Origin of the sequence: Novosphingobium sp. RL4 (assembly GCF_035658495.1) — a bacterium.
GTDB lineage: Bacteria > Pseudomonadota > Alphaproteobacteria > Sphingomonadales > Sphingomonadaceae > Novosphingobium.
In genome coordinates, this window is record NZ_CP141944.1 from 715,166 (window position 1) to 738,243 (window position 23,078).

General features: G+C 67.2%; 17 protein-coding genes. 12 read left to right on the forward strand and 5 right to left on the reverse strand.

Features of this window, described 5'->3' with window-relative positions; all coding sequences use genetic code 11:
• The first annotated feature begins 13 nt into the window (after nt 1–13).
• From U9J33_RS03500 to U9J33_RS03530, 7 genes are all read left to right on the forward strand, one after another.
• Complete coding sequence (locus U9J33_RS03500) at nt 14–1,579, forward strand: alpha-N-arabinofuranosidase (RefSeq protein ID WP_324697918.1); 1,566 nt, start codon at nt 14–16, stop codon at nt 1,577–1,579.
• Nucleotides 1,576–2,475 (forward strand): 2-dehydro-3-deoxygalactonokinase, encoded by a 900-nt coding sequence (locus U9J33_RS03505; RefSeq protein WP_185998123.1) that lies wholly within the window; start codon nt 1,576–1,578, stop codon nt 2,473–2,475. Before U9J33_RS03500 ends, U9J33_RS03505 begins: the two co-directional genes overlap by 4 nt.
• Entirely contained in the window at nt 2,472–3,104 is a 633-nt protein-coding gene (locus tag U9J33_RS03510) for a 2-dehydro-3-deoxy-6-phosphogalactonate aldolase (protein WP_054437004.1), read from the forward strand. The genes U9J33_RS03505 and U9J33_RS03510 overlap by 4 nt, the downstream gene beginning before the upstream one ends.
• Nucleotides 3,105–3,127: 23 nt before the next feature.
• On the forward strand, nt 3,128–4,153 hold the full coding sequence (locus tag U9J33_RS03515; protein WP_420719857.1) for an arabinan endo-1,5-alpha-L-arabinosidase: 1,026 nt from the start codon (nt 3,128–3,130) through the stop codon (nt 4,151–4,153).
• A gap of 103 nt (nt 4,154–4,256) precedes the next feature.
• Nucleotides 4,257–5,687 (forward strand): family 43 glycosylhydrolase, encoded by a 1,431-nt coding sequence (locus tag U9J33_RS03520; RefSeq protein ID WP_185998121.1) that lies wholly within the window; start codon nt 4,257–4,259, stop codon nt 5,685–5,687.
• 192 nt (nt 5,688–5,879) lie between these two features.
• Nucleotides 5,880–8,708, forward strand: a complete 2,829-nt coding sequence (locus U9J33_RS03525) for a TonB-dependent receptor (protein WP_054437007.1) — start codon at nt 5,880–5,882, stop codon at nt 8,706–8,708.
• A 157-nt stretch (nt 8,709–8,865) separates the two neighbouring features.
• Nucleotides 8,866–10,959, forward strand: coding sequence for an MGH1-like glycoside hydrolase domain-containing protein (locus U9J33_RS03530; RefSeq protein ID WP_324697922.1), 2,094 nt, complete (start codon nt 8,866–8,868; stop codon nt 10,957–10,959).
• 371 nt (nt 10,960–11,330) lie between these two features.
• Here U9J33_RS03530 and U9J33_RS03535 read toward each other — a convergent pair whose 3' ends face one another.
• Both U9J33_RS03535 and U9J33_RS03540 read right to left on the reverse strand, forming a co-directional pair.
• The gene (locus tag U9J33_RS03535) at nt 11,331–11,468 is read right to left on the reverse strand and encodes a hypothetical protein (protein WP_324697924.1); all 138 of its coding nucleotides are present in this window, start codon (nt 11,466–11,468) and stop codon (nt 11,331–11,333) included.
• 225 nt (nt 11,469–11,693) lie between these two features.
• Nucleotides 11,694–13,751: a protein-disulfide reductase DsbD family protein gene (locus U9J33_RS03540; RefSeq protein WP_420719858.1), complete on the reverse strand. Its 2,058-nt coding sequence runs from the start codon at nt 13,749–13,751 to the stop codon at nt 11,694–11,696.
• Nucleotides 13,752–13,848: 97 nt separating this feature from the next.
• Between U9J33_RS03540 and U9J33_RS03545 the strand changes: the two genes are divergently transcribed.
• Together U9J33_RS03545 and U9J33_RS03550 are read left to right on the forward strand one after the other, a co-directional pair.
• The gene (locus U9J33_RS03545; RefSeq protein WP_324697928.1) at nt 13,849–15,525 is read left to right on the forward strand and encodes an alkaline phosphatase family protein; all 1,677 of its coding nucleotides are present in this window, start codon (nt 13,849–13,851) and stop codon (nt 15,523–15,525) included.
• Nucleotides 15,522–16,766: an FAD-dependent monooxygenase gene (locus U9J33_RS03550; RefSeq protein ID WP_132469440.1), complete on the forward strand. Its 1,245-nt coding sequence runs from the start codon at nt 15,522–15,524 to the stop codon at nt 16,764–16,766. The genes U9J33_RS03545 and U9J33_RS03550 overlap by 4 nt, the downstream gene beginning before the upstream one ends.
• A 38-nt stretch (nt 16,767–16,804) precedes the next feature.
• Here the strand turns inward: U9J33_RS03550 and U9J33_RS03555 are convergent, their stop codons facing one another.
• The 3 genes from U9J33_RS03555 to hemC are packed head-to-tail and all read right to left on the reverse strand — an operon-like array spanning nt 16,805 to nt 19,356.
• A complete protein-coding gene (locus U9J33_RS03555; protein WP_185998116.1) occupies nt 16,805–17,755 on the reverse strand; it encodes a hypothetical protein in 951 nt (316 codons plus the stop codon).
• A 19-nt stretch (nt 17,756–17,774) separates the two neighbouring features.
• The gene (locus U9J33_RS03560) at nt 17,775–18,470 is read right to left on the reverse strand and encodes a uroporphyrinogen-III synthase (protein WP_324697931.1); all 696 of its coding nucleotides are present in this window, start codon (nt 18,468–18,470) and stop codon (nt 17,775–17,777) included.
• A gap of 7 nt (nt 18,471–18,477) precedes the next feature.
• Nucleotides 18,478–19,356, reverse strand: a complete 879-nt coding sequence (gene hemC / locus U9J33_RS03565) for a hydroxymethylbilane synthase (RefSeq protein ID WP_324699001.1) — start codon at nt 19,354–19,356, stop codon at nt 18,478–18,480.
• A gap of 126 nt (nt 19,357–19,482) precedes the next feature.
• On the opposite strand from hemC, the gene tsaD reads away from it, so the two are divergent.
• From tsaD to U9J33_RS03580, 3 genes are read left to right on the forward strand one after another with little or no spacing between them, the layout of a single operon-like run.
• The gene (tsaD, locus tag U9J33_RS03570) at nt 19,483–20,529 is read left to right on the forward strand and encodes a tRNA (adenosine(37)-N6)-threonylcarbamoyltransferase complex transferase subunit TsaD (RefSeq protein WP_185998114.1); all 1,047 of its coding nucleotides are present in this window, start codon (nt 19,483–19,485) and stop codon (nt 20,527–20,529) included.
• On the forward strand, nt 20,526–21,530 hold the full coding sequence (locus U9J33_RS03575) for an NAD(P)H-dependent glycerol-3-phosphate dehydrogenase (protein ID WP_185998113.1): 1,005 nt from the start codon (nt 20,526–20,528) through the stop codon (nt 21,528–21,530). Before tsaD ends, U9J33_RS03575 begins: the two co-directional genes overlap by 4 nt.
• Nucleotides 21,527–23,050, forward strand: coding sequence for a lipopolysaccharide biosynthesis protein (locus U9J33_RS03580; protein WP_054437171.1), 1,524 nt, complete (start codon nt 21,527–21,529; stop codon nt 23,048–23,050). The genes U9J33_RS03575 and U9J33_RS03580 overlap by 4 nt, the downstream gene beginning before the upstream one ends.
• Nucleotides 23,051–23,078 lie beyond the last annotated feature (28 nt).

The window sequence follows — 23,078 nt, forward strand, 5'->3', positions numbered from 1 at the left end:
GAGGGGACAAGACATGTTGAAGGCGCTTCGCCTGACCACCGCAGCCGTCCTGCTGAGCGCCACTGCGCTCGCAGGCACGGCTCATGCCGATACCGACGGACAGCCCACCACGGCGACCATCGACGCCGACAAGCCCGGCGCGGTCTATCATAAGGAAGTCTTCACCCAGTTCGCCGAGCACCTCGGCACGGGGATCTACGGCGGCCTGTGGGTCGGCAAGAACAGCAAGATTCCGAACACCAACGGTTTCCGCAACGATGTCGTCCGGGCGCTCAAGGACCTCTCGGTCCCCGTGATCCGCTGGCCGGGCGGCTGCTTCGCCGACGAGTACAACTGGCGTGAAGGCATCGGCCCGCAGAACAAGCGTCCGGTCAAGGTCAACACCCACTGGGGCGGCGTGACCGAGCCGAACACCGTGGGCACGCACGAATTCTTCGAACTGCTGCGCCAGGTCGGCGCGGAAGCCTATATCGCCGGCAACGTCGGCGACGGCACGCCGCGCGAAATGGCCGAATGGGTCGAATACATGACCGCACCTGCCGGTTCGCTGGCTGAGCTGCGCGCCAAAAACGGCCACAAGGAGCCCTGGAAGGTCGCCTACTTCGGCGTCGGCAACGAGCTTTGGGGTTGCGGCGGGAACATGCGTCCCGAATTCGCGGCCGACGAGACCCGCCGTTATGCCACCTTCGTCAAGGCGCCTGCCGGCACCAAGATCCTGAAGGTCGCCGCGGGCGCCAATGTCGACGACTACAACTGGACCGAGACGATGATGCGCGTCGCGGCCCCGCAGCTCGACGGCGTTTCGCTGCATTACTACGTCCACCCTGCCGGTGGCTGGCCGCCGCGTGCGCCCGCCGTCGATTTCGACGAACATGGCTGGGCCGATGCGCTGAACGGCGCGCGCCACATGGACGAGCTGATCACCAGGCACTCGGCGATCATGGACAAGTACGACCCCGAGAAGCGGGTCTTCCTGGCCGTGGACGAATGGGGTTCGTGGTACGCCCAGGATCCGGGCACGCATCCGGGCTTCCTGCGCCAGCAGAACACCCTGCGCGACGCGCTGATCGCCTCGGTCCATCTCGATATCTTCGCCAAGCATGCCGACCGCGTGCGGATGACCGCCATCGCCCAGATGGTGAACGTGCTCCAGGCGATGATCTTCACCGAAGACAACAAGATGGTGCTCACGCCCACCTACCACGTCTTCGAGATGTACAAGCCGTGGCAGGATGCCACCGTGCTGCCGATCCAGATCAAGTCGCCCTGGTATCACAAGGACGAGTTCTCGATGCCTGCCGTCAGCGGCTCGGCAGTGAAGGGCAAGGATGGCAAGATCCATGTCGGCCTGTCGAACCTCGATCCGAACCAGTCCAACACGGTGACGATCAAGCTCGGCGGCGTCAGCGCATCGGCGGCCACGGGCCGTATCCTGACGGCACCCGCGATCAACGCGCACAACACCTTCGACGCACCGAATGCGGTGAAGCCCGAGGCCTTCTCCGGCGCCACCGTGCAGGGCGGCAACCTTGTCGTTACCCTGCCGGCCAAGTCGGTCGTGGTGCTCGAACTGCAATGAGCGTGAACCACGTCCCCGCCGCTCCTTATGTCTTGGGAGATTGGGGCACCACCCGGCTGCGGCTGTTCCGCCTCGACGGCGAGGACGTGGTCGCCCGGCTCAGCGGGCCGGGTGCGCTTGAAGGTCACGCCGAAGCGGCGCTGGCCGAAAGGCTGGAAAGCTGGAAGGCCGAAGGGCCGCTGTCCGAAGTCGTGCTTTGCGGCATGGCCGGTGCTCCGGGTGCGCTCGTCGCGGCAGGCTATGCGGCCTGCCCGGCGGACGCGGCCAAGTGGCTGTCCTCACGCACGCGGCTCGAAGTCGCCGGCATTCCGGTTTCGGTGCTGCCGGGGCTGAGCTGCCGTGCGGACGGCGTGCCGGAAGTGATGCGGGGCGAGGAGGCGCAAGTCTTCGGCGCCCTCGCGCTTCACCCGGACCTTGCGGAGGGCGAACATCTCATCGCGCTGCCGGGGACACACTGCAAGTGGGTCACGGTCAGGGATGGCACGATCACCATGTTCCGCACTCACCCGACCGGCGAGCTTTTCGCGCTGCTGGCCGGACAGTCGACGCTGACCGGACCCGATACGCCGGGCGAGGGCACTGTCGACGAAGGCTTCGCACGCGGTCTCGAACGCTGCGGCGAGCCGCTGACCGGCGCGCTGTTCGAAGCGCGGGGTGCCAGAATGCTGGACGGCCGGTCGAAGGACTGGTCGCGCGGCTATATCTCGGGGCTGCTCATCGGCGGCGAAGTGGCAGCCCGTGTCACGCCGGGCGCTTCGGTGGTCCTGATTGGCGACCCGGCGCTGTCGGCGCTTTATGACCGTGCGCTGGAAGGACTCGGCTGCACCGCCCGCCGTATCGACGGCGACGCGGCGGTCCTTGCCGGTCTGCGTATCGCAAAGGAATTGAAAGCATGAAGATCGAACAGGTTCTGGCAGAAGGCGCTGCCCCGGTCGTCGCGATCCTGCGCGGCATCCAGACTCACGAAGCGGTCGAGATCGGCACGGCGCTGGTCGAGGCCGGCGTGCGGATCATCGAAGTGCCGTTCAACTCGCCCGATCCCGCCGGCTCCATCGGCGCCATGGTCGAGGCTCTGGGAGACCGCGCCGCGATCGGCGGCGGCACCGTGATCGGCACCGATCTGGCGGAGACGCTGGCGGGTGTCGGCGGAACCTTCATGGTTTCGCCCAATGTCGATCCGGCCGTCATCAGGCGCTCGATCGAACTCGGCATGGACGTGCTCCCCGGCTTCCTCACCCCGACCGAGGCATTCGCCGCCGTGGCGGCAGGCGCCAATGACCTCAAGCTGTTCCCCGGCTCGGTGCTGGGCAGCAGCTACATCAAGGCGATCCGCGAAGTCCTGCCCAAGACCAGCCGCGTCTGGGCGGTGGGCGGTGTGGGCGCTGCCAATGTCGCGGAATACCGCGCAGCGGGCGTCTTCGGCATCGGCGTGGGCGGCAGCCTCTACAAGCCCGGCTTCGATGCCGCGACGGTTGGCGCAAAGGCCGCCGAGATCGTCGCCGCATGGAACGCCTGCGCGGCATAACAAAGCAAGTTCGGAGAGAGTACGTGTTCAGGAAATTCCTCGCTGCCGCCAGCCTTGCCGTGCTGGCCGCCTCCGGTGCGGCCGATGCGCAAGTGCAGGTCGGCGAGAAGGGGGCGGGCACGCTCAATTCCCGGTTGAGCGGCGACCTCACGGTGCACGATCCGGTCATCATCCGGGAAGGCGATACCTACTACGTCTTCAGCACCGTGGGCCGCTATGTCGGCATCAAGACCTCGAAGGACCTGAAGGCCTGGAAGGATGCCGGTTCGGTCTTCGCCGAGATTCCGGCATGGGCCAGGCAGGCGATCCCCGGCGCCGAAGGCATCTGGGCGCCCGACATCTCCTACGTGAACGGCGAATACCGGCTCTATTACTCGGTCTCGACGTTCGGCTCCAACCGTTCCGCCATCGGCCTGGCGACGAGCAAGACGCTCGATCCCAAGGCCAAGGGTTATGGCTGGAAGGACCAGGGCCTCGTCGTCATGTCGACGCATGAGGACGACTTCAACGCCATCGACCCCAATTTCGTCGAGGATGCGCAGGGCCGCCAGTGGCTCTCGCTCGGCAGTTTCTGGACCGGCCTGAAGCTGTTCCCGCTCGATCCGAAGACCGGCAAGGTCGCCCCCGGTACCGAGCCCTATTCGATCGCCCGCCGCCTTGCTCCTGCAGGTGGCCCGGCCCCGGTCGAAGCGCCTTTCATCATCCCGCACGGCGGCTTCTACTATCTGCTCGCCAGCTACGACTATTGCTGCAAGGGCGTGAACAGCACCTACTACACCGTCGTCGGCCGCTCGAAGAAGATCACCGGGCCCTACCTCGGCAAGGACGGCAGTTCGATGATGGAAGGTCGCGGCACGATCTTCCTGCGCGCCGACCTGAAAGAGCAGCAGCGCTTCCGCGGCCCCGGCCATGCCGGCGCCTTCACCGACAAGGACGGCACTACTTACGTCGTCTACCACGCTTACGACAAGCAGGCGAACGGTGCGCCCACGCTGCGCATCGCGCCGATCCGCTGGGACGCGGACGGCTGGCCTGTCGCCGAATACTGATCCCACCTGACGGCACCCCGGTCCCCCGACCGGGGTGTCCTTTTTCCCATCGCCGGATCAAATCGGACCGGCGCCACGAAACAAGCATCTCGGAGAGGATGACATGAACTTTTCCCTTTCGCGCCGCGCATTTGCCGCCAGTGCCGCCCTGCTTCCCATCGCCTGCAACCGTGCGGGCGATGCCGCTCTCGGTGGTGACGACAAGGCTGCCGTCGCCGATCCGCTCAAGGGCCCGATCAATCCGCTGGTGAAGAACCGCGCCGATTCGCAGGTCTTCCGCCACGACGACGGTAACTACTACCTCACCGGCTCGGTCCCCGAATACGATCGCCTGATCCTGCGTCGCTCGAAGACGCTGGCCGGTCTCGCCACCGCCGAGGAGCGCGTTCTCTGGCGTCATGAGAAGACCGGCCCGATGTCCGGCTTCCTCTGGGCGCCCGAACTGCACCTCATCGACGGCAAGTGGGTCATGTACTTCGCGGCCGGCCCCAGCGGCGGCGGCGAGGACGTGTTCCGCATCCGCACTTACGCCATCGTCTGCGACGGGTCCGACCCGATGACCGGCAAGTGGTCGGTCCTTGGCGAATTCAAGATGCCGTGGGACAGCTTCAACCTCGATTCCACGAGCTTCGTCCACAAGGGCCAGCGCTATTTCGCATGGGCCCAGCGCGAGGAAGGGATCGACACCAATTCGAACCTCTACATCGCGCCGATGAAGGACGCGCTGACGCTTTCGGCCGATCCCGTCCGCCTTACGGTGCCGACGCTCGACTGGGAAACCCGCGCCTACAAGGTGGCAGAGGCCCCGGCGGTGCTGGCAAAGAACGGCCGCCTGTTCATGACCTACTCGGCCAGCGGCACCGGCGCCGTCTATTGCCTCGGCATGCTGACGATCGACGAGAACGCCAACCTCATGGACCCCAAGGCATGGACCAAGTCGCAGAAGCCGGTCTTCGCGACTTGCGTGGAAACCTCGGTCTACGGCCCCGGCCACAACAGCTTCACGGTGGACGAGAACGGCAACGACATCCTCGTCTACCACGGCCGCGACTACGAGAAGATCGAAGGCGACCCGCTGCTCAACCCGGATCGCCACACCCGCGTCCAGCGCATCTATTACGATGACAAGGGCGCGCCGGACTTCGGCGTTCCGGTCGGCAACGGCGCGCTGCCCGAGCGCTTCACCCCGGCTGTGAACCGCGAGGTGATGCTGGGTCATGACGGTACGAAGCTGACCCTCGCCAAGGGTACGCCGCTGCCCCGGACCCAGTTCCGCGAGATCGCCGGCGCTGACGGCGCGGTGCAGCTTTCGCCGATCCTCCTGCGGGACAAGGGGCTTGCGGTGGGCAAGGACGGCGTGGCTGCGCTGACCGCGCTCGGCACTGCCGACCTGTTCCTGCGCGAGGCCGGGGAAGTGCAGGGCACCGTGCGCTTCGTTTCCAAGTCCGACTCGTCGAAGGCGCTCGCGTTCTCCGGCGATGCGGTGAAGCTGGCGGACAAGGGCGATCCGGCGACGAGCTGGCTCGTCGGCTGACAGCAACAACTCAGACAAGACCGCCCGGAATCCTCGTGTTCCGGGCGGAATTGCGGCGAATCTGCCACACTCCACGCCCCTTTTTGATAGCGCTCCCCCTTTTATCCTTGCATCGCATTAGTCAGACTAATAATTAGTCCGAGTAATTCGAAGGGGCATGGTATGGGCCAGCCCCAATGGGAGGGTTGATCCATGGCGCTCAAGCCATTTGCATTCTGCACCGCATCCGTCTTCGCCCTGAGCCTCGCCACCGTGGCTCACGCGCAGGATGCCGCTCCGCAGGCCGCCGACGCCGCTGAACCGACTGCCGAGGACATCATCGTCACCGGCGTGCGCGCCTCGATCGTGGGCGCCATCAACAGCCGCAAGGAAAACATCCAGATCGTCGATTCGATCGTGGCTGAAGACGTCGGCAAGCTGCCTGACAACAACGTGATCGAAGCGCTCCAGCGCGTCACCGGCATCCAGGTCACCGACCGTGCCGGCGGCGAGACCGGGACCATCACGATCCGTGGCCTGTCCGATCCTGTCACCACCTGGAACGGCCGCAACATCTTCACCGCGGCCGGCACCTCGTTCGCGCTGCAGGACATCTCGTCGAACCTCGTCCGCAAGATCGACGTCTACAAGACCCGCTCGGCAGACCAGCTCGAATTCGGCCTCGCCGGCCAGATCGACGTCGCCACGCGCCGTCCGTTCGACTTCGACGGTTTCACCATTTCCGGCCTTGCGCGCGGTGTCTACAGCGAGCTGGCGGACAAGGTGAACCCGAACGTCGCGCTGCTCGTCAGCGATCGCTGGGAAACCGGCATCGGCGACATCGGCTTCCTCATCAACGGCAGCTATACGCGTTCGAAGTATCGCAACATGAACGTGCAGGCCGGCGCCCTGGTGCCGTTCGCCACCGAAAACCCGCCTTCGGACACCTGGCTGACGCCGCTGCAGCGCATTTTCCCCAACACCGACCCGGCGAACCCCTACTGGAAGCCGGGCCTCAACGCGGGTCTGCCGACCACGCCGGGTTCGACCCTCAACATCGACGGCGTAGAGGTGCCTTACTACCTCTCGCGCGATGCGGTCATCAGCTCGGATCTTTACGGCAAGCGTGAGCGTCCCTCGATCAACGCCGCCCTGCAGTGGGCGCCGAACGACCGTTCGACCTATACCGCCGAGTTCTACTACACCGGCTTCCGCGGCAGCACCTTCAACTCGATGCTGTTCAGCTTTGCCGACTGGTGGGGCGATCTGGGTGATGATCCGGGTTCGACCTTCGAACTCTATGACGGCACCAACGTCATCAAGTCGCGCAAGATCGGCGGCGTTTCGGGCTTCAACAGCGCGGACTACTCCACGAACAAGACCGACAGCTATGTCTACGCTCTGAACGCGGACTGGGACGTGGGCGATCGCGGCAAGATCACCGCCGACCTCGCCTACCAGGACAGCAAGAACGAAACCTCGTTCTTCGCCGTGCGCACCAACCGCGCGCCGCTGGACATCGACGTCGACTTCAACGCTGGCGGCGGTATCCCGTCGTACAGCTTCGGCACGCCGGGAGTCCTGACCGACGCAACCCAGTGGACCGTCGGCGACCTGTTCGACAACGGCAACCGGAGCACCGGCAAGGCTTTGACCTTCCAGCTCGACGGCTACTACGAATGGGACGAAGGCTTCCTGCGCCGGATCAAGGCGGGCTTCCGCTACGACGATCGCAAGGCCAGCACCTTCATTCGCGAACAGAGCGCGGGCGCCCTTGGCGGCACGCTGGCCTCGCTGGGTGACGGTTACAGCTTCACCAACAGCGGCTTCTTCGATGGCCGCGCCGACGTTCCGACCAGCTGGGTGCTGGCAAACGGCCCGGCGCTGTACAAGAACGCCGACGCCATCCGCACGCTCTACCAGGCGGCCAACCCGAACCTGCTGCTGTCCGATCAGCTTTCGTTCGGCCGCGTGTTCGACATCAACGAAGTCACCCTGGCGGCCTACCTCCTGGCTGACGGTCAGGTCGAAATCTTCGGCCGTCCGCTGATGCTCGAAGGCGGCGTGCGCATGGTCACGATCGATACCGATTACGACTACTTCGATCGTTACAACGACTATGCCCGCACCGGCGTTTCGACCGGTCAGATGAAGTTCCTGCCGAGCTTCACCGCACGTTACGAGATCACGCCGAACCTGCGCGTGCGCTTCAACTACGGTGAAACCCTGCGTCGTCCGGCGTTCGGCGACCTCAACCCGAACGTTTCGCTCACCGGCGACCTTTCGGGTCTGGGCTTCGGCACGGGCAGCGCCGGCAACGCCGGCCTGAAGGCGACGACGTCGAAGAACTTCGACCTTGCGCTGGAATGGTACTTCGAGCGCAACAGCGCAATCTACGTCACCGGTTTCCGCCGTGAAATCAGTGGTCTCGTCGTTCCGCTCACCACGCTCGAGTATATCCCGAACAACGGCATCGAGGGCAGCACCGCCACCGACTACTTCCAGGTTACCCGTCCGACCAACGCGTCCGACGGCGTGCTCAAGGGCGTGGAACTGGGCCTGACCTACTTCCCGACCTACCTGCCGAGCGTGCTCGACGGCCTGGGCTTCCAGGGCAGCGCCACGATCCTCGACTCTTCGCAGACGATCCCGGAAACCGACGACGAGGGCAACACCGTCCTCACCAAGTCGGCGTTCTTCGCGGTGTCGAAGTTCTCGTACAACGCCACGCTGGCTTACGAGCGCGGTCCGATCGGTGCACGTCTCTCCTACGTGTGGCGCAAGGGCTTCCTCCAGCGCAACGAGGCGCGTGCCTTCGCCAACCCGATCGGCTTCTGGCGCAAGCCCGAGAAGAGCCTGGACTTCCAGCTCACCTTCGCCGTGACCGACGACATCGGCCTGACCTTCGACGCGGTGAACATCACCAAGGCGAAGCAGCAGGACTACTACAAGTTCGAGGATGCCGGCGGCCCGGTCACCATGAACGCGAATACCCTGCTGATCGACCGCACGTTCGCGGCGGGCGTTCGCTTCAAGTTCTAACCTGACAAGGCGGGCCGCGACACACGCCATTCCGTGTCGCGGCCCGCCATAGGCGGCTGTTCCTCCGGGCTCCTCTCCCAACACAGGCCCGGCAGGACGGCCGCCTTTATTTTTTGCTGCTATCAGCTGACGCTCGCCAGACCATGAAGGGGTAACGATGCGCGGAAACATCCGGACGATCCTCGCCACCGCGGCGCTTCTTGCGGGCGGGGCCAGCCTGCCGCCTGCCGCATCCTCCCAAGAATCCGCGTCTTCCAGGACCTCCGCTTCTTCTGGTGTCGGCCGGGCTGTTCCGAAGCTCGATACCGCCGCCATCGCCAAGGCTCGCTTCGGCAACGACGCCGCCTGGTACGAACAGCGCATTCCCTTCTTCGAGAGCGCCGATCCGAAGATCGATGCGGTCTACTACTACCGCTGGGGCCTGTTCCGCGCGCACCAGCGCGACCTCGGCGCGCAGGGCTACGTCACCACCGAATTCGCCGACGACGTGGACTGGCAGCGCGAGCCTTTCGCCAGTCTCAACGACGCCAGCGGCTTCCACATCGCCGAAGGGCGCTGGCTGAACGATCGCCGCTTCACCGACGATTACGTCAACTTCATGTACGAGGGCGGCAACGACCGTCACTTCACCGACCACATGGCCGACTCGGTCTGGGGCCGCTACCTTGTCGACGGCGACCGCGAGGCGGTGCTCGCGCACCTCAAGACGATGCGCCACATCTACCGGCTGTGGGACGAGAAGTTCGACTTCACCAAGGGGCTCTACTTCGTGGAGCCGCTGCTCGATGCCACCGAATACACCGTGTCCTCGATCGACGCCTCTGGCGGCAAGGACGGGTTCCGGGGCGGCGATTCCTTCCGGCCCTCGGTCAACAGCTACATGTTCGCCAATGCCCGCGCCCTTTCGCGCATGGCGGCGCTGGCGGGCGACACGGCTATGGCCAAGGAATACGCGGGCCGTGCCGAGGCCTTGCGCACGCGCGTTCTCGAAGACCTGTGGAGCCCGAAACTCGGCCATTTCGTGGACCGCTACCAGGTCTCGAACGAGCATGTGAAATACTGGGACCAGATCCGCAATCGCGAGCTGGTGGGCTACCTGCCGTGGATGTTCGATCTCGTGCCGGACGAGGCGAACTATTCGGCTGCCTGGGGCCATCTGCTCGATCCCGCGTCGCTGGCGGGCAAGGCGGGGATGCGCACCGTCGAGCAGAACTACGAATATTACATGCGCCAGTATCGCTATCTGGGCACCGCGCCCGAGTGTCAGTGGAACGGGCCGATCTGGCCCTACCAGACCACGCAGGTACTGACCGGCATGGCCAACCTGCTCGATCACTATGGCCAGACGGGTCCGGTGACGCGCAGCGACTACATGCGCCTGCTGCGCCAGTACACCCAGCTTCACTACCAGGGTGAGGGCAGGAACGCGCGGCTCGACCTGGAAGAGGATTACCACCCGGAGACCGGCAAGCCGATCGTCGGGCTGGACCGCAGCCATCACTATTTCCATTCCGGCTATCTCGACCTGATCCTGACCGGCCTTGTCGGCATCCGCCCGCGCGCGGACGACGTGCTGGAGGTCAACCCGCTGCTTCCGGCCGCCGGTGACCCGCAGGCGCTGGGCTGGTTCCACATCGAGCGCGTGCCTTATCACGGTCACGAGGTCTCGGTGACATGGGATGCGGACGGCAAGCATTATGGCCGCAAGGGGCTGACCATCGCGGTGGACGGCGCCGAAGTCGCTCACCGTGACGATCCGGCCCGGATCGAGGTGCCGCTTGCGCGCAAGGCCAATGCCCCGATCGTGCGGGAGGAGAACCTTGCGGTGCAACTCGTGCGGGGCAACTTCCCCAAGGCCAGCGCGTCCTCCGGCACAGAGGCGGAGAACCTGCACGACGGTATCGACGGTCGCGCCTGGTTCTATCCGGAACTGCCGAACGGCTGGGATTCGGCGAAGTCTTCCGCGCCGCAGTGGTACGCGGTCGACTTCGGCAAGACGGTCACGCTCGGCCGTGCGGAGCTGGCGTTCTTCGCCGATGGTGCGAAGTTCGCGGCGCCGCGCCGGGTCTCGGTCGAGGTCTGGCGCGATGGCGGCTGGCAGCAGGTGGCCGCGCCCAAGGCCGCCCCGCTTGCCAATGGCGTAACCGAGCTGCGCTGGCCCGCCGTTACGGGCGAACGCATTCGCGTGACGATGGTGCCGGCAGCCGGCCGCGCCATCCGCCTTGCCGAACTCAAGGCCTTCACCCGCTGAACCTGTCCGCCGGCCGGAGCGGTTGTTTTCGCTTCGGCCGGCAGGACGTTTCTCCGGCGCCCGCGTCGTGCGCGGGAATTCGGCCACGCCGCTAGGGTCAGGACCCATTAATCACGCCTGCGAGGTTTGAATCAAAATGGCTCAGAGCGAGGAAGGAAGGCGTAGTAATATGTCTATATTTCAAGCCTTTCTGACGCTGCACTGGGCCATTTTGATCAAATCCCTCCGGGACACCGGAATGGCTTCCATCTCGAACCAAAGCGACTTTGGACGGGCAACCAGCCCGCCCGGCAGCCGCTTTGGCCCGATATGTTCGCCATTCCGGTGCCTCGCAGGCGTGATTAATGGGTCCTGACCCTAGGGTCCTGACCCTAGAGCAGCCACACGGCAAGCATGATCCAGAATGTTGCCGAAAAGGCGATGGCGATGGCGAGGCCGAGCAGGGGGCGCCGTTCCGGCTTCAGGTCCGTTTCTTCCGGTGGATCCCCGGATGCCGGGTCTACGGCCATAACGACCGGTGAAGCCGGCTACGACCAGTACCCTGCGCACCGCGCGAAGTGGCGGTGTGGGAATCAGCCGAAATCGGACTTCGAGCCATGGACGGTACTCCCGGCGCCTGCGCCGGTCGGCTCGGTACACGTCCCGGTCACGTCACTTCATCATGAGCCCTGCCGGGGCGACAGGGCCATATCGATGGACGGGTGCCTATCGGCGGTCGGGCGAAGGCCAGCCGTTCAGCCTTCGACCTTTTCGGCGAGAAGCGCCGGGGTCAGCACTTGCGGCAATTGCTCCGCCTTACCGCCATTTGCGTACCAGACGTAAAGCGGCACGCCTGCTGCGCCTTGCGCGGTGAGGTAGCGGGTGATCTCCGGATCGCGGCGGGTCCAGTCCCCCCGCAGCACGACGACGCCGGCCTTTTCGAAGGCGGCGCGCGTTTCCTCGCGCTCGATGGCGACCTGCTCGTTGACCTTGCAGGTGAGGCACCAGTCGGCGGTCATCCAGACGAACACCGGCTTTCCGGCGGCGCGCGCATCGGCCAGCGCCTTCTCGCTGAAGGGCTTTGCCGCCAGCAGCGATTCGATGCGCTCTTCAGGCGGGGCGGGGCAGGGCAGCACGGCCAGCACGATGGCGGCGGCGGCAAGGGCAAGCACGGCGAAGGGGCGGGCGGCCTTGCCCCGGCGCTGGGCGCGGCCCGCCGCCAGGAGGATGGCAAGGATCGCGATCAGGCCCACAAGAGCGCCCAGCACGAATACGGTGCCTCCGGCCTTCCACGTCAGCCATGCCAGTGCCAGCGCGGTCAGGCCCATGGGCAGCGCCATCCAGTGGCGGAACGTCACCATCCAGCCGCCGGGCCGGGGCAGCCGCTTGCGCAGCGCCGGGACGAAGGCCACCGCCAGGAAGGGCAGGGCGATGCCGAGGCCGAGCGCGGCGAACAGGGTCATTGCCGGCAATACCGGCAGCAGCAGCGCCGCGCCCATCGCCGAAGCCATGAACGGTCCGGTGCAGGGTGTCGCCACGAAGGCGGCGAGCAGGCCGGTGGCGAAAGCACCCCGGGTGAAGCTGGAGGGCGAACCGCCGGACACGAAGCCGGGGACCGTGAACTCGAACAGGCCCATAAGGTTGGCGGTGATGACCGAGGCGAGCAGCAGAAGGCTGACGACCACCAGCGGCTCCTGCAACTGGAACGCCCAGCCGACCTGCTCGCCGCCTGCGCGCAGCGCCAGCAGCAGCGCGCCAAGCCCGAGGCAGGCGGTGATGACGCCCGCCGCATAGGCAAGTCCCTCGATCCGGGCATGGCTCTCGCTCTCGCCCGCGCGGGCGAGGCTCAGTGCCTTGAGGCTGAGGATCGGAAAAACGCAGGGCATGACGTTGAGCAGCAACCCGCCCGCCAGCGCGGCGAGCAGGAGCAGCGGCAGCGAGGGCAGTTCGGGCGCGGCGGCATCGGCGGCGAGCGGCGTGCCGCCTGTCGGCACCGTCCCCGCGCGAGCGGTGAAGGCGATGCCGTCTCCCGCGGGATTGAGGCGCAGCACCCCGGTCAGGACATCCGCGCCGCGCGGGTCGAGCTTCGTGCGGGGGAGCGTGACGATCAGCATGTCGCCCTTCCAGGCGAATTGCTGGTTGCCGGCATAGTCCGCCAGCTTGTCCTCGCCGATGAAGACGTGCGGGGCATCCAGCGGAGTGGCGGCGGGAAGCGGGATGGCGAGGCGAACCGTGCGCTCGTCGAGGCTGAAGGTGGCGGCGGCGTCGAGCGGGGCGGGGAGGCGGCGCAGCCATTCGGCAAAGCGCGGATCCGCGCCGGTCTCGGCCTTGGCGGCCACCGGCACCTCAACGGCGAGGTCGGCACGTTCGGGCACGCAGATCTGTTCGGTGCAGGCGAGCCATTCGGCATGGAGGCGGACCGGCACGCGGCTTCCGGGCACGGCATCCGCCGGAACCGTGAAGGGTACGAGCACCGCGTAGTCGCTTTCGAAGACGTGGTTCATCAGTCCGGATACCACCAGCGTCTGCGGTACCGGATAGCGCGGGCTGCCGGCTTTCGCCCCGTCAGGCAGGGTCCAGGCGAGCTGCATGCCGAGGCCGGCGTCGCCGGGGTTCGACCAGTAGCCGTGCCAGCCTTGCGCCGGCGTCATGTGAATGGCGATGGTGCTTTCGCCGCCCGGCGCCGCCGCCGGACCGGCCACCAGTTCGGCGGCGATGTGGGCGGGAGCGGCCTTGGCGGCGAGCGGGGCGAGAAAGAGCGCCAGCATTTGACACATGAGTGCCATAAACAGGCGATAGCGGCGCTTTTTCATGAAACTCCCGTGCGTTGGGGGCGCTTGCGTCGCCCACGCATTGCAGACATCGATGCATCTGCGCCCATTGCATCGACATTTCAAGGAAGTCCCCCCGATGCGCCTGCTTTCCTCGTCGCTCGCTCCGCTGGCCCTGGTTGCGGCACTGGCCGTTTCGGCCCCCGCACTGGCGCAGGAAGCACCGGTGGCTGCTGCTTCCGCGCCCGCGCCGCAGGGCGAGCCCCGGCTGATTGTCGCGATTTCGGTGGACCAGTTCTCGGCCGACCTCTTTGCCCAGTACCGCGAGCATTTCACCAAGGGCTTCACGCGCCTGCTGCAAGGGGCGGTGTTCCCCTCGGGCTTCCAGTCCCACGCCGCCACCGAGACCTGCCCCGGCCATTCGACGCTGCTGACCGGCGTGCACCCTTCGCGCACCGGCATTACCGCGAATTCGTGGTACCAGCCCGGCATCGCCCGCGCCGAAAAGGAAGTCTACTGCGTCGAGGACGAAACCAACCCCCGGTCCACGCCGGACAATCCGGTGGTCAGCCCCGCGCACCTCAAGGCGCCGACGCTGGGCGACCTCATGAAGAAGCGCAATCCCGCGACCATCAACGCCGCCGTCTCCGCCAAGGACCGCGCCGCAGTGATGATGAGCGGCCATGACACGGACGCCGTCTACTGGATCGGCGCCAAGGGCTTCACCACATTCGAGAACCGCAGGATCAGCAAAGCGGTCGAGACCGAAAACGCGGTCATGGCGAAGCGCGTCGCCGCCGGTGACGGCCCGCTGGCGGTGCCGGGCTGGTGCGGCAGTGTCGACCGGGCGACGCCGATCAAGGACTTCACCATCGGCACGTACCGTTTCCCGCTGGCCGCCGGGGACTTCAAGTCCTACGCCAATGGCCCGCGCGTGGACACCGCCACCGCCGAGATGGCCGTGCGCATGGTGGACGAATTGGGCATGGGCAAGGATGCCGTGCCCGACGTGCTCTCCGTCAGTTTCTCGGCCACGGACAAGGTCGGCCATGCCTTCGGCACCGAGGGCGTGGAAATGTGCATCCAGATGAACGTGCTGGATGAGGCCATCGGCAACCTGTTCGACGCGCTCGATGCGCGCGGGATCGATTACGAGGTCGTGCTCAGCGCCGATCACGGCGGCTTCGATGCGCCCGAGCGGCAGAAGCTGCGCGGCAATCCCGATGCCACCCGCATCGATCCCGCGCTCACCGCCGGGAAACTGGCCGCCGCCGTCTCGCAGGATACCGGCGTGACCGTGAAGAACGGCCCGCTGTTCTACGGAGCGGGCGAGGCGGGCAGCGTCTGGTTCTCGTCCGAACTGACGGCCGGACAGAAGCAGAAGGTCATGGCCGCGCTCGTCGCGCGCCTGAAGGCCAATCCGCAGATCGCCGCTGTCTATACGCAGGACCAGATCATGCAGTGGCCCCAGCCCAAGGGCAATCCGCAGGACTGGACGATGGAGCAGAAGGTCCGCGCCTCCTTCGTGCCGGGGCGCTCGGGCGAAGTGCAGATGCTGACCGTGCGCGGGGTCGTGCCGGGCGAGGCAAAGCCGTTCAAGGTCGCCTCGCACGGCAGCCCGTGGGACTACGATCGCCGCGTGCCGATGCTGTTCTGGCGCAAGGGCATGACCGGTTTCGAGCAGCCGACCCCGGTGGAGACGGTGGACATCGCGCCCACCCTTGCCGCGACGGTGGGTCTGACCGCGCCGGCCGGCACCTGGGACGGAAGGTGTCTCGACATCGACGCCGGAGAGGCCGATAGCTGCCGTCGATGAACGACTCTGCAGCGAAGCACGACCAAAAGGCGGAACACCGCGACCTGATCATCCTGGGCGGGGGCCTCGTCGGCATGACGCTGGCGCTTGCCGCGGCCCGGGCGGGTATCACCAGCCACGTCATCGACCGGGCCGACCCGGCCGATCTCACTGCCGAAGGCGCGGACGGCCGCGCCTCGGCAATTTCGACGGCGAGCTGGAACCTCTTCACCAACATCGGCCTCGCGCCTGCGCTGAAAGATCTCGGTTGCCCGATCGATTCGATCGCCGTCACCGATTCGATGAAGCCGGGCCGGATCGATTTCACGCCCAAGCCCGAGGAAGGCTCGCTGGGCCGCATGTTCGCCAATCGCGACTTGCGCCTAGCCCTGTTCGCCGCCGCGCGTGAGGAGAAGAACATCGCCTGGCACGTCCGCACCGAAGCGGTCCGGCGCGACCGGGGGCCGCACGGTGTCGAGGTGGAGCTTTCGGACGGCCGCGTGCTCGGCGCGAGCCTGCTGGTCGCCGCCGAGGGCCGCCAGTCGCCCACGCGCGACGAGGCCCGCTTCGCGCTGGCCAAGTGGGACTACAAACACCGCGCCATGGTGACCGGGCTGTTCCACGAGAAATCGCACGCAAACACGGCCTGGGAAATCTTCTACCCGGCGGGACCGTTCGCGCTGCTGCCGCTGCTTGATGACGATCAGGGCCGCCATCGCAGCGCGCTGGTCTGGACGGTGGCGGAAAAGGATGCCGCCGGGATCATCGCCATGCCGGACGCCATGTTCCTCAACGAAGTGGAAAGCCGGATGCACGGCGTGCTCGGCAAGATCACGCTTTCCGCGCCGCGCATGAGCTATCCGCTGCGTTTCCATCATGCCGGACATGTGATCGACGAGCGCCTTGCGGTGATCGGCGATGCGGCTCACGGCATGCACCCGATCGCCGGACAGGGCCTCAATCTGGGCCTGCGCGACGTCGGCGCGCTGGTCGAAGTGCTCACCGAAGGCATGCGCCTTGGCCTTGAGCCGGGCGATGCGCAGTTGCTGGCGCGTTACGAGAAGTGGCGCAGCCTCGATACGTTCATGGTCATGTCGGTGACGGACGGGCTGACGCGCCTGTTCGGCATTCCCGGCCGCCTGCCCAGCGCGGCGCGCCGCCTCGGCATGGGCGCAGTGCAGCGCCTGCCCAGCCTCAAGCGCTTCTTCATGGATGAGGCGCGCGGGATGTCGGGCGCCTTGCCGGAGCTTCTGCAGGGATAAGGGGCTTCACGCCCCCTGCCTGCCCCTCGCATTCACCCTTATTCGGACGGAGCCGCTTCCGAAGCATCCGCCGAAGGCAAGTCGGTCGGCAGCACGCCCGGTGTCGCCAGCGGGCTCGGCTGGTCCACCGTGTGCCCTTCGGCGTCGGTCAGGCGGCGCGGTTCGAGCATGGCGGTGGTTTCGAGCAGGTTGAGCGCGTCCTGCACGTCCTGATAGCGGTGCGCATCGGCGGTCCAGGTCTGGGCGGCCTGCGCATTGGGCAGGCGCTCCACTTCGCTGATGGCATTGCCGATGCGGCGGGCGCTCAGCATCAGGCGGGCGCGGTCGATGCGGGCGGTGGGCGTCAGGAGGGTGGAGGATTCGCGGCGCACCACGAAAAGGCTTGACAGTTCGCGGCGCGCCTTCTGCCAGAGGCTTTCGTTGCTCTGCGTCTCGCTGAGTTCGGGCGACAGCGCTTCGAGACGGGCGGAGAGTTCGTCGATGGTGACGGGGTTCTTCGAGAATTCGATCACCGTCTGCACCGCGCGGGGCTGGGCATTGGTAAAGCGCAGGCGAAGCTGGTCGGCGACGTAGCTCAGCGGTTCGCCGCGATCGACCATGCGGCGCGCGGCGAAGGCGATCAGCAGGCCCTCGGCGCGGGCGGCATTGCCCGAGGCGGCGCCGGTCTGGAAATCGATGCGGGAAAGCCGGTCCTCAAGCAGCGCGAGCCGCCCTTCGACCGATCCCAGTGCGGCCAGCTGCGCCGGTGACGAAGGCGCCGTGGCCATCGGCACTTGCGGGCGAGAGGGCGCGGCCTGCTCTGGCTGCGGCGCGGTTTCGCCTTGCGGCATGGCCCGTTGCGGCAGGATTTTTGCCAGTTCCCCGCTTGCCGCTGCCCAGGCGACCAGCGCGCCTCCCAGCAGGAAAGCAATCAGGGCAACGAAGAATACGCCTCCGCGCGAACGCGGGCGTGAGGACGAATGAGGTTGTGGCGAGGTGAAATCCTGCATCAAGTCTGGTTCTGTCAGTTTACGATCCCGAGGGGAAGTCTTGGCATATCTCCAGGGCCATGGCCAGCAGCGCAGTGTCGTTGGGGAGCGCGGCGCTGCGCAGGGCGGCCCAGCCTGACCCCGCCCGCCCGGCAACGCGCGGGCCGATGCAGGCCAGGGCGATTCTCGCGCGGCCGATGCCGATCCGGTCGCACTCGGCCGCGAAATGCCCCGCCGCCTCGGCGGAATGGAGCAGGACCACGGTGGGTTTCTCCAGCGTTTCGGCCAGTCCGGCCGGCAGGGGAAGGCTTTTGCTGGCGTAGACTTCGCGGGTTATCACGGTGCGGTCGGCGGGCACGTCGAGGATGGTGTGCTCGCGTCCGGCCAGTCGCAGCAGGCGGCCATGGCCGGGGGCGAGGTTTCCCAGAACCGATTGCAGTCCGCCGCTGCCCGTGCGCACCACGTCCAGACCGGCGTCGCGGGCGGCCTGCGCCGTCCGGTCTCCCACCGCGTAGGCGGGCAGGCCGCGATAGGCGCCGAGTGCGGGGCCGCCATGGCGCAGGGCATTGGCGCTGCCGAGCAGGACGGCGTCGATTTCGCCGCGCGGCACCGGAGACCACGGCAGGGCGCGAACCGCGAACAGCGGAAAGGCGCGGGCATCGAGCCCCATGGCCCTTGCCGCCGCCACGGTCATGGCAGTGCCGGGTTCGGGCCGGATGACGATGACGGGCGGCATCGCCGCCTCAGTCCGCCCCGGTGAAGTGGACGGCAATGGCCGGAACCGCGCGGGCGAGCAGGTCGGCGGCGAGGCGCGCCGGACCATCGCGATCGGAAAGCGGGAAGCTGGCCTCTCCCTCGACCTTTTCGGCGCCGTCCGGGCTGTAGAGCGCGGCCCGCATCGCGAGGTTGGCGCCGTCGTGCCGGGTGAGCACGGCGATCGGGCTGTGGCAATTGCCGCCAAGGCCGGCAAGCAGGGCACGTTCGGCAAGCACCGAGGCGCGGCTCTGCGCATCGTCCACGGCGGCGAGGAAAGCGCGGGTGCGGGCATCGTCGGCACGGCATTCGACCATGATCGCGGCCTGGGCGGGAGCGGGCAGCCAGTCCTCCTCGCCCAGCGGGTGGCCGGTGCCGGTCTCGCCCAGCCGTTTGAGTCCGGCGGCTGCGAGGAACGTGGCATCGGCCTCTCCGGCGGCCAGCTTGGCGAGGCGGGTGGCGACGTTGCCGCGGAACGTCACGACCTTGCAGTCCGGCCGCGCGTGGAGAAGCTGCGCGGCCCGGCGCGGGGCGCTGGTGCCCACGACCGCGCCTTGCGGCAGGGCGCGGATGCTCTCGGCCCCGACCAGCACGTCGCGCACGTCTTCCCGCGGGAGAATCGCGCCGATCGCGAAGGCTTCGGGGCGAATCGTTTCCACATCCTTGGCCGAATGGACCGCGAAATCGATCTCGCCGTCCGCCAGCCAGGCGTCGAGTTCCTTCGTCCACAGCGCCTTTCCACCGATTTCGGCCAGCGCGCGGTCCTGAATGCGATCGCCGCTGGCGGTCACGGCAACGATCTCTATATGCGCGGGATCGATTCCGTGAGCGGCGGCCAGCCGGTCGCGTGTTTCCTCGGCCTGAGCCATCGCCAGCGGCGAGCGGCGGGTGCCGAGGCGGAAGCTTTGTTTTTGCGTGTCAGTTTGCGTCGTCATCGGCGGGTTGTGCTACCCGCCAATGTCGTCCAGTGGAAGGGTCGTTCAGGGAAAGATACAATGCGGACGGTACTGGGCATCGAAAGCTCGTGCGACGAGACGGCGGCGGCGCTTGTAACCAGCGACCGCAGGATCCTCGCCCAGCGCATCGCCTCGCAGGACGAGGCGCATCGGCCTTACGGCGGCGTCGTGCCCGAAATCGCCGCGCGCGCGCATGCCGAGCGGATCGCGCCGCTGATCGAGGCGACCCTGGCGGATGCCGGGATGACGCTGGACGACGTGGATGCCATCGCCGCCACGGCCGGACCCGGACTGATCGGCGGGGTGATGGTGGGGCTGGTCACGGCCAAGGCGCTCGCCATGGCGACGGGCAAGCCGCTGATCGCGGTCAACCACCTCGAAGGCCATGCGCTGTCGCCGCGCCTTGCCGACGGCGAGCTCGCCTATCCCTATCTCCTGCTGCTGGTATCGGGCGGTCACTGCCAGATCCTGCTGGTGGAAGGCGTCGGCCGGTTCCGCCGCCTTGCCACCACCATCGACGACGCGCTGGGCGAGGCTTTCGACAAGTCCGCCAAGCTGCTGGGCCTCGGCTATCCGGGCGGACCGGCGATGGAACGGCTGGCGCTGGAAGGCAATGCCAGGGCGGTGCCGCTGCCGCGTCCGCTGAAGGGTTCGGACGAGCCGCATTTCTCCTTCGCCGGGCTGAAGAGCGCGGTCATGCGCGCCAAGCAATCCGGCCAATATGCCGATGCCGATATCGCCGCCTCGTTCCAGCAGGCCGCGATAGACTGCCTGATGGACCGCGCCCGCCGCGCGCTGGCCTCGGTCGGCCCGGAATACGGCAAGCTGAACGCGCTGGTCGTCGCCGGGGGCGTGGCCGCCAACAAGGCGATCCGTGCCGCGCTCGAAGCCCTCGCCGCCGAGCATGACCTCGATTTCGTCGCTCCGCCGCTGGGCCTCTGCACCGATAACGCCGCGATGATCGCCTGGGCGGGCGTGGAGCGGTTCGCCATGGGCCAGTCCGATCCGCTCGATGTGGCCGCGCGTCCGCGCTGGCCGCTCGATCCCGATGCCGAGACCGTGCGCGGCGCGGGGGTGAAGGCATGAGCGCGGGAATCGGAGTGATCGGGGCGGGCGCCTGGGGCACCGCCCTGGCGCAGTCGCTCGCGGGGGACGGCAGCGACGTGCTGCTCTGGGCGCGCGAGCCGGAACTGGCAGAGCGCATCAACGCCGACCGGCGCAACGAAGTCTACCTGCCGGGCGCGGCCCTTGCCGAAACCGTGCGGGCCACGTCGAACCTGGCCGATCTGGCGGCACTTCCGGTGCTGCTCGCGGTGGTTCCCGCGCAGTTCCTTGGCGGTGTGCTTGCCCAGCTTCCGCCGCTGGGCTTTTCGGGTGATCTCGTGCTCTGCGCCAAGGGCATCGAGGCCGGCACCGGCCGTCTCATGGCGGACGTGGCCGCGCAGGCCGTGCCGCATGGCCGGATCGCGGTTCTTTCCGGCCCGACGTTCGCGCATGAAGTGGCTGCCGGCCTGCCGACGGCGGTGACGCTCGCCTGCGCGGGCGGCGATGCGCAGTGGCGGCGCCTGTCGCCGCTGATCGCGCGGCCTTCGCTGCGCCCCTATTATTCCGACGACGTGATCGGCGCGGAGATCGGCGGCGCCGTGAAGAACGTGCTGGCCATCGCCTGCGGCGTGGTCGACGGCCTCAAGCTTGGCCAGAACGCCCGTGCCGCGCTGATTGCGCGCGGCTATGCCGAAATGCTGCGCTTCGGCGTGGCGCGCGGCGCGCGGGTGGAAACGCTGTCCGGGCTCTGCGGCCTTGGAGATCTTGTGCTCACCTGTTCCTCTACTTCCAGCCGCAATTTCTCGCTCGGCCTTGCGCTCGGGCAGGGGCTGACGGCGGCCGAAGCGCTTTCGGGCAAGAATTCGGTGGCCGAAGGCGCCGCCACCGCGCCGGTGCTGGCCGAACTGGCGCGCCGCGACGGTATCGAGATGCCGATCGCCGAGGCCGTCAGCCGCCTGCTGGAAGGCAAGGTTCCGGCGGGCGAGGTCGTTGCGCAGATCCTTTCGCGCCCGCTTCGCGCCGAGCAGGAGCAGCGTTCTTGAGCGACGGTATCGTGACCCGCACCGCAGCGGAGCAGGCAAGCAAGGAACACGACGATATTGCGGCGCTGGCCAAGGGCGGGCGCACCAATCTCTTCGGGTTCTTCCTGCGCCTTGCCGCGCGCATCCCCTTCCTGTTCATCGCCGGTCGCGCCTCGGTCTACGGACCTGCGGCGCTGGGCCGCTTCGCCTCGGCGCTGGTGGTGATCGAACTGACCTCGATGATCTGCACCATGGGCGAGAAGCGCGGCCTGGCGCAGCGCCTTTCCGATACCGAAGGGCAGGTCCACCCGGCCAACGTCATTGCCGACGGCATGATCCTGGCGGTGATTGCCTCCTGCGCGGCGTCGCTGTTCTTCTGGTTCGTGCCCGCGCCGATGTTCCCGGGCGGCCACTATACCCAGATCGACCGGCTGATGGTGATCGCCATCCTGCCGCTGACGATGACCGAGATCTGGCTGGCGGCGCTGGCCTACCGGCTGCGGGTAACGCCCACGGTATGGTCGCGCGCGATCGTGGAGCCATGGGTCATCTCGATCCTGGCGGGCGCGATGATCTGGCTGGCGCCCGAGAGCGGGCTGTCGATCGCCTACATGGGTTCGATCGTCGCCGCCGCGATCACCGCGTTCATTCCCTTCTTCCGCGAATATGGATTGCCGCAGGGCTGGCGCCCGCGCCCGCGCCAGATGCAGGCGCTCGCCATCCGTTCGCTGCCGATCGCGCTGGCCGACACGATCGAATGGGGCACGCGCCGCGTGGACCTGTTCCTGCTGGGCTTCCTCGCGCCGTCCTCGGCCGTCGGCGTCTACTACGCCGCGCAGCAGGTCGCCAGCCTGCCGCAGAAGCTCAAGACCAGCTTCGAGCCGGTGCTCGGCCCCGTCATCACCCGCAACCTCAAGCAGCGGGACTATGCGGCCATCGCCCGGCAGGTCTGCCAGGTGGGCTTCTGGATCACCGCCGCGCAGGCGGGAATCGCGCTTGCGCTGGGCATTCCCGGCGAGGGCGTGATGGGTCTGGTCGGCCGCGAATTCGTGGGCGGCACCGGGGCGCTGGCGTTCCTGCTCGCCGCCGAAGTGGTGGCGGCCACCGCCGTCGTCAGCGAGGCGGCGCTGGTCTATGTCGCACGCATGAGGAACCTCGTGGTCTCGCTCGTCACCATCGCGCTGCAGGCGGTGCTGACGCTGGGCGGCATTCTGGCGATGCAGAAGCTGGGCTACAATTCGCTCTATCAGGCGGCGACGGCGGCGGCCGCGCTGATGACGGCGCTGGGCTTCGCCTCGCTGGTGAAGTCAAAGATGCTGGCGAACTATCTCCGGGAGCCGATCAACAACTGGCGCTGGGCGCTGGTATGGGCGGCGGTTCCGGCGGTCGTACTGGGCTATCTCGCCACGCAGTTCCTGCCGGAATGGGCGGAACTGGCCTTCGGCATTCCCGCGATCCTGGGGTCCTACTTCCTCGTTATCTGGAAGAAGGCCTTCGGTCCCGAGGACCGCAAGCTGTTCCAGAAGACAAAGGCCGCCTGATCCGTACTTTCAGGTGTTCCCTCCGGCA

Bases quoted from the DNA above. Each gene is read 5' to 3' on its own strand.
- U9J33_RS03500 (WP_324697918.1), top strand. From the start codon at position 14: ATGTTGAAGGCGCTTCGCCTGACCACCGCAGCCGTCCTGCTGAGCGCC.
- U9J33_RS03505 (WP_185998123.1), top strand. From the start codon at position 1,576: ATGAGCGTGAACCACGTCCCCGCCGCTCCTTATGTCTTGGGAGATTGG.
- U9J33_RS03510 (WP_054437004.1), top strand. From the start codon at position 2,472: ATGAAGATCGAACAGGTTCTGGCAGAAGGCGCTGCCCCGGTCGTCGCG.
- U9J33_RS03520 (WP_185998121.1), top strand. From the start codon at position 4,257: ATGAACTTTTCCCTTTCGCGCCGCGCATTTGCCGCCAGTGCCGCCCTG.
- U9J33_RS03525 (WP_054437007.1), top strand. From the start codon at position 5,880: ATGGCGCTCAAGCCATTTGCATTCTGCACCGCATCCGTCTTCGCCCTG.
- U9J33_RS03530 (WP_324697922.1), top strand. From the start codon at position 8,866: ATGCGCGGAAACATCCGGACGATCCTCGCCACCGCGGCGCTTCTTGCG.
- U9J33_RS03535 (WP_324697924.1), bottom strand. From the start codon at position 11,468: ATGGCCGTAGACCCGGCATCCGGGGATCCACCGGAAGAAACGGACCTG.
- U9J33_RS03540 (WP_420719858.1), bottom strand. From the start codon at position 13,751: ATGAAAAAGCGCCGCTATCGCCTGTTTATGGCACTCATGTGTCAAATG.
- U9J33_RS03545 (WP_324697928.1), top strand. From the start codon at position 13,849: ATGCGCCTGCTTTCCTCGTCGCTCGCTCCGCTGGCCCTGGTTGCGGCA.
- U9J33_RS03550 (WP_132469440.1), top strand. From the start codon at position 15,522: ATGAACGACTCTGCAGCGAAGCACGACCAAAAGGCGGAACACCGCGAC.
- U9J33_RS03555 (WP_185998116.1), bottom strand. From the start codon at position 17,755: ATGCAGGATTTCACCTCGCCACAACCTCATTCGTCCTCACGCCCGCGT.
- U9J33_RS03560 (WP_324697931.1), bottom strand. From the start codon at position 18,470: ATGCCGCCCGTCATCGTCATCCGGCCCGAACCCGGCACTGCCATGACC.
- hemC (WP_324699001.1), bottom strand. From the start codon at position 19,356: ATGGCTCAGGCCGAGGAAACACGCGACCGGCTGGCCGCCGCTCACGGA.
- tsaD (WP_185998114.1), top strand. From the start codon at position 19,483: ATGCGGACGGTACTGGGCATCGAAAGCTCGTGCGACGAGACGGCGGCG.
- U9J33_RS03575 (WP_185998113.1), top strand. From the start codon at position 20,526: ATGAGCGCGGGAATCGGAGTGATCGGGGCGGGCGCCTGGGGCACCGCC.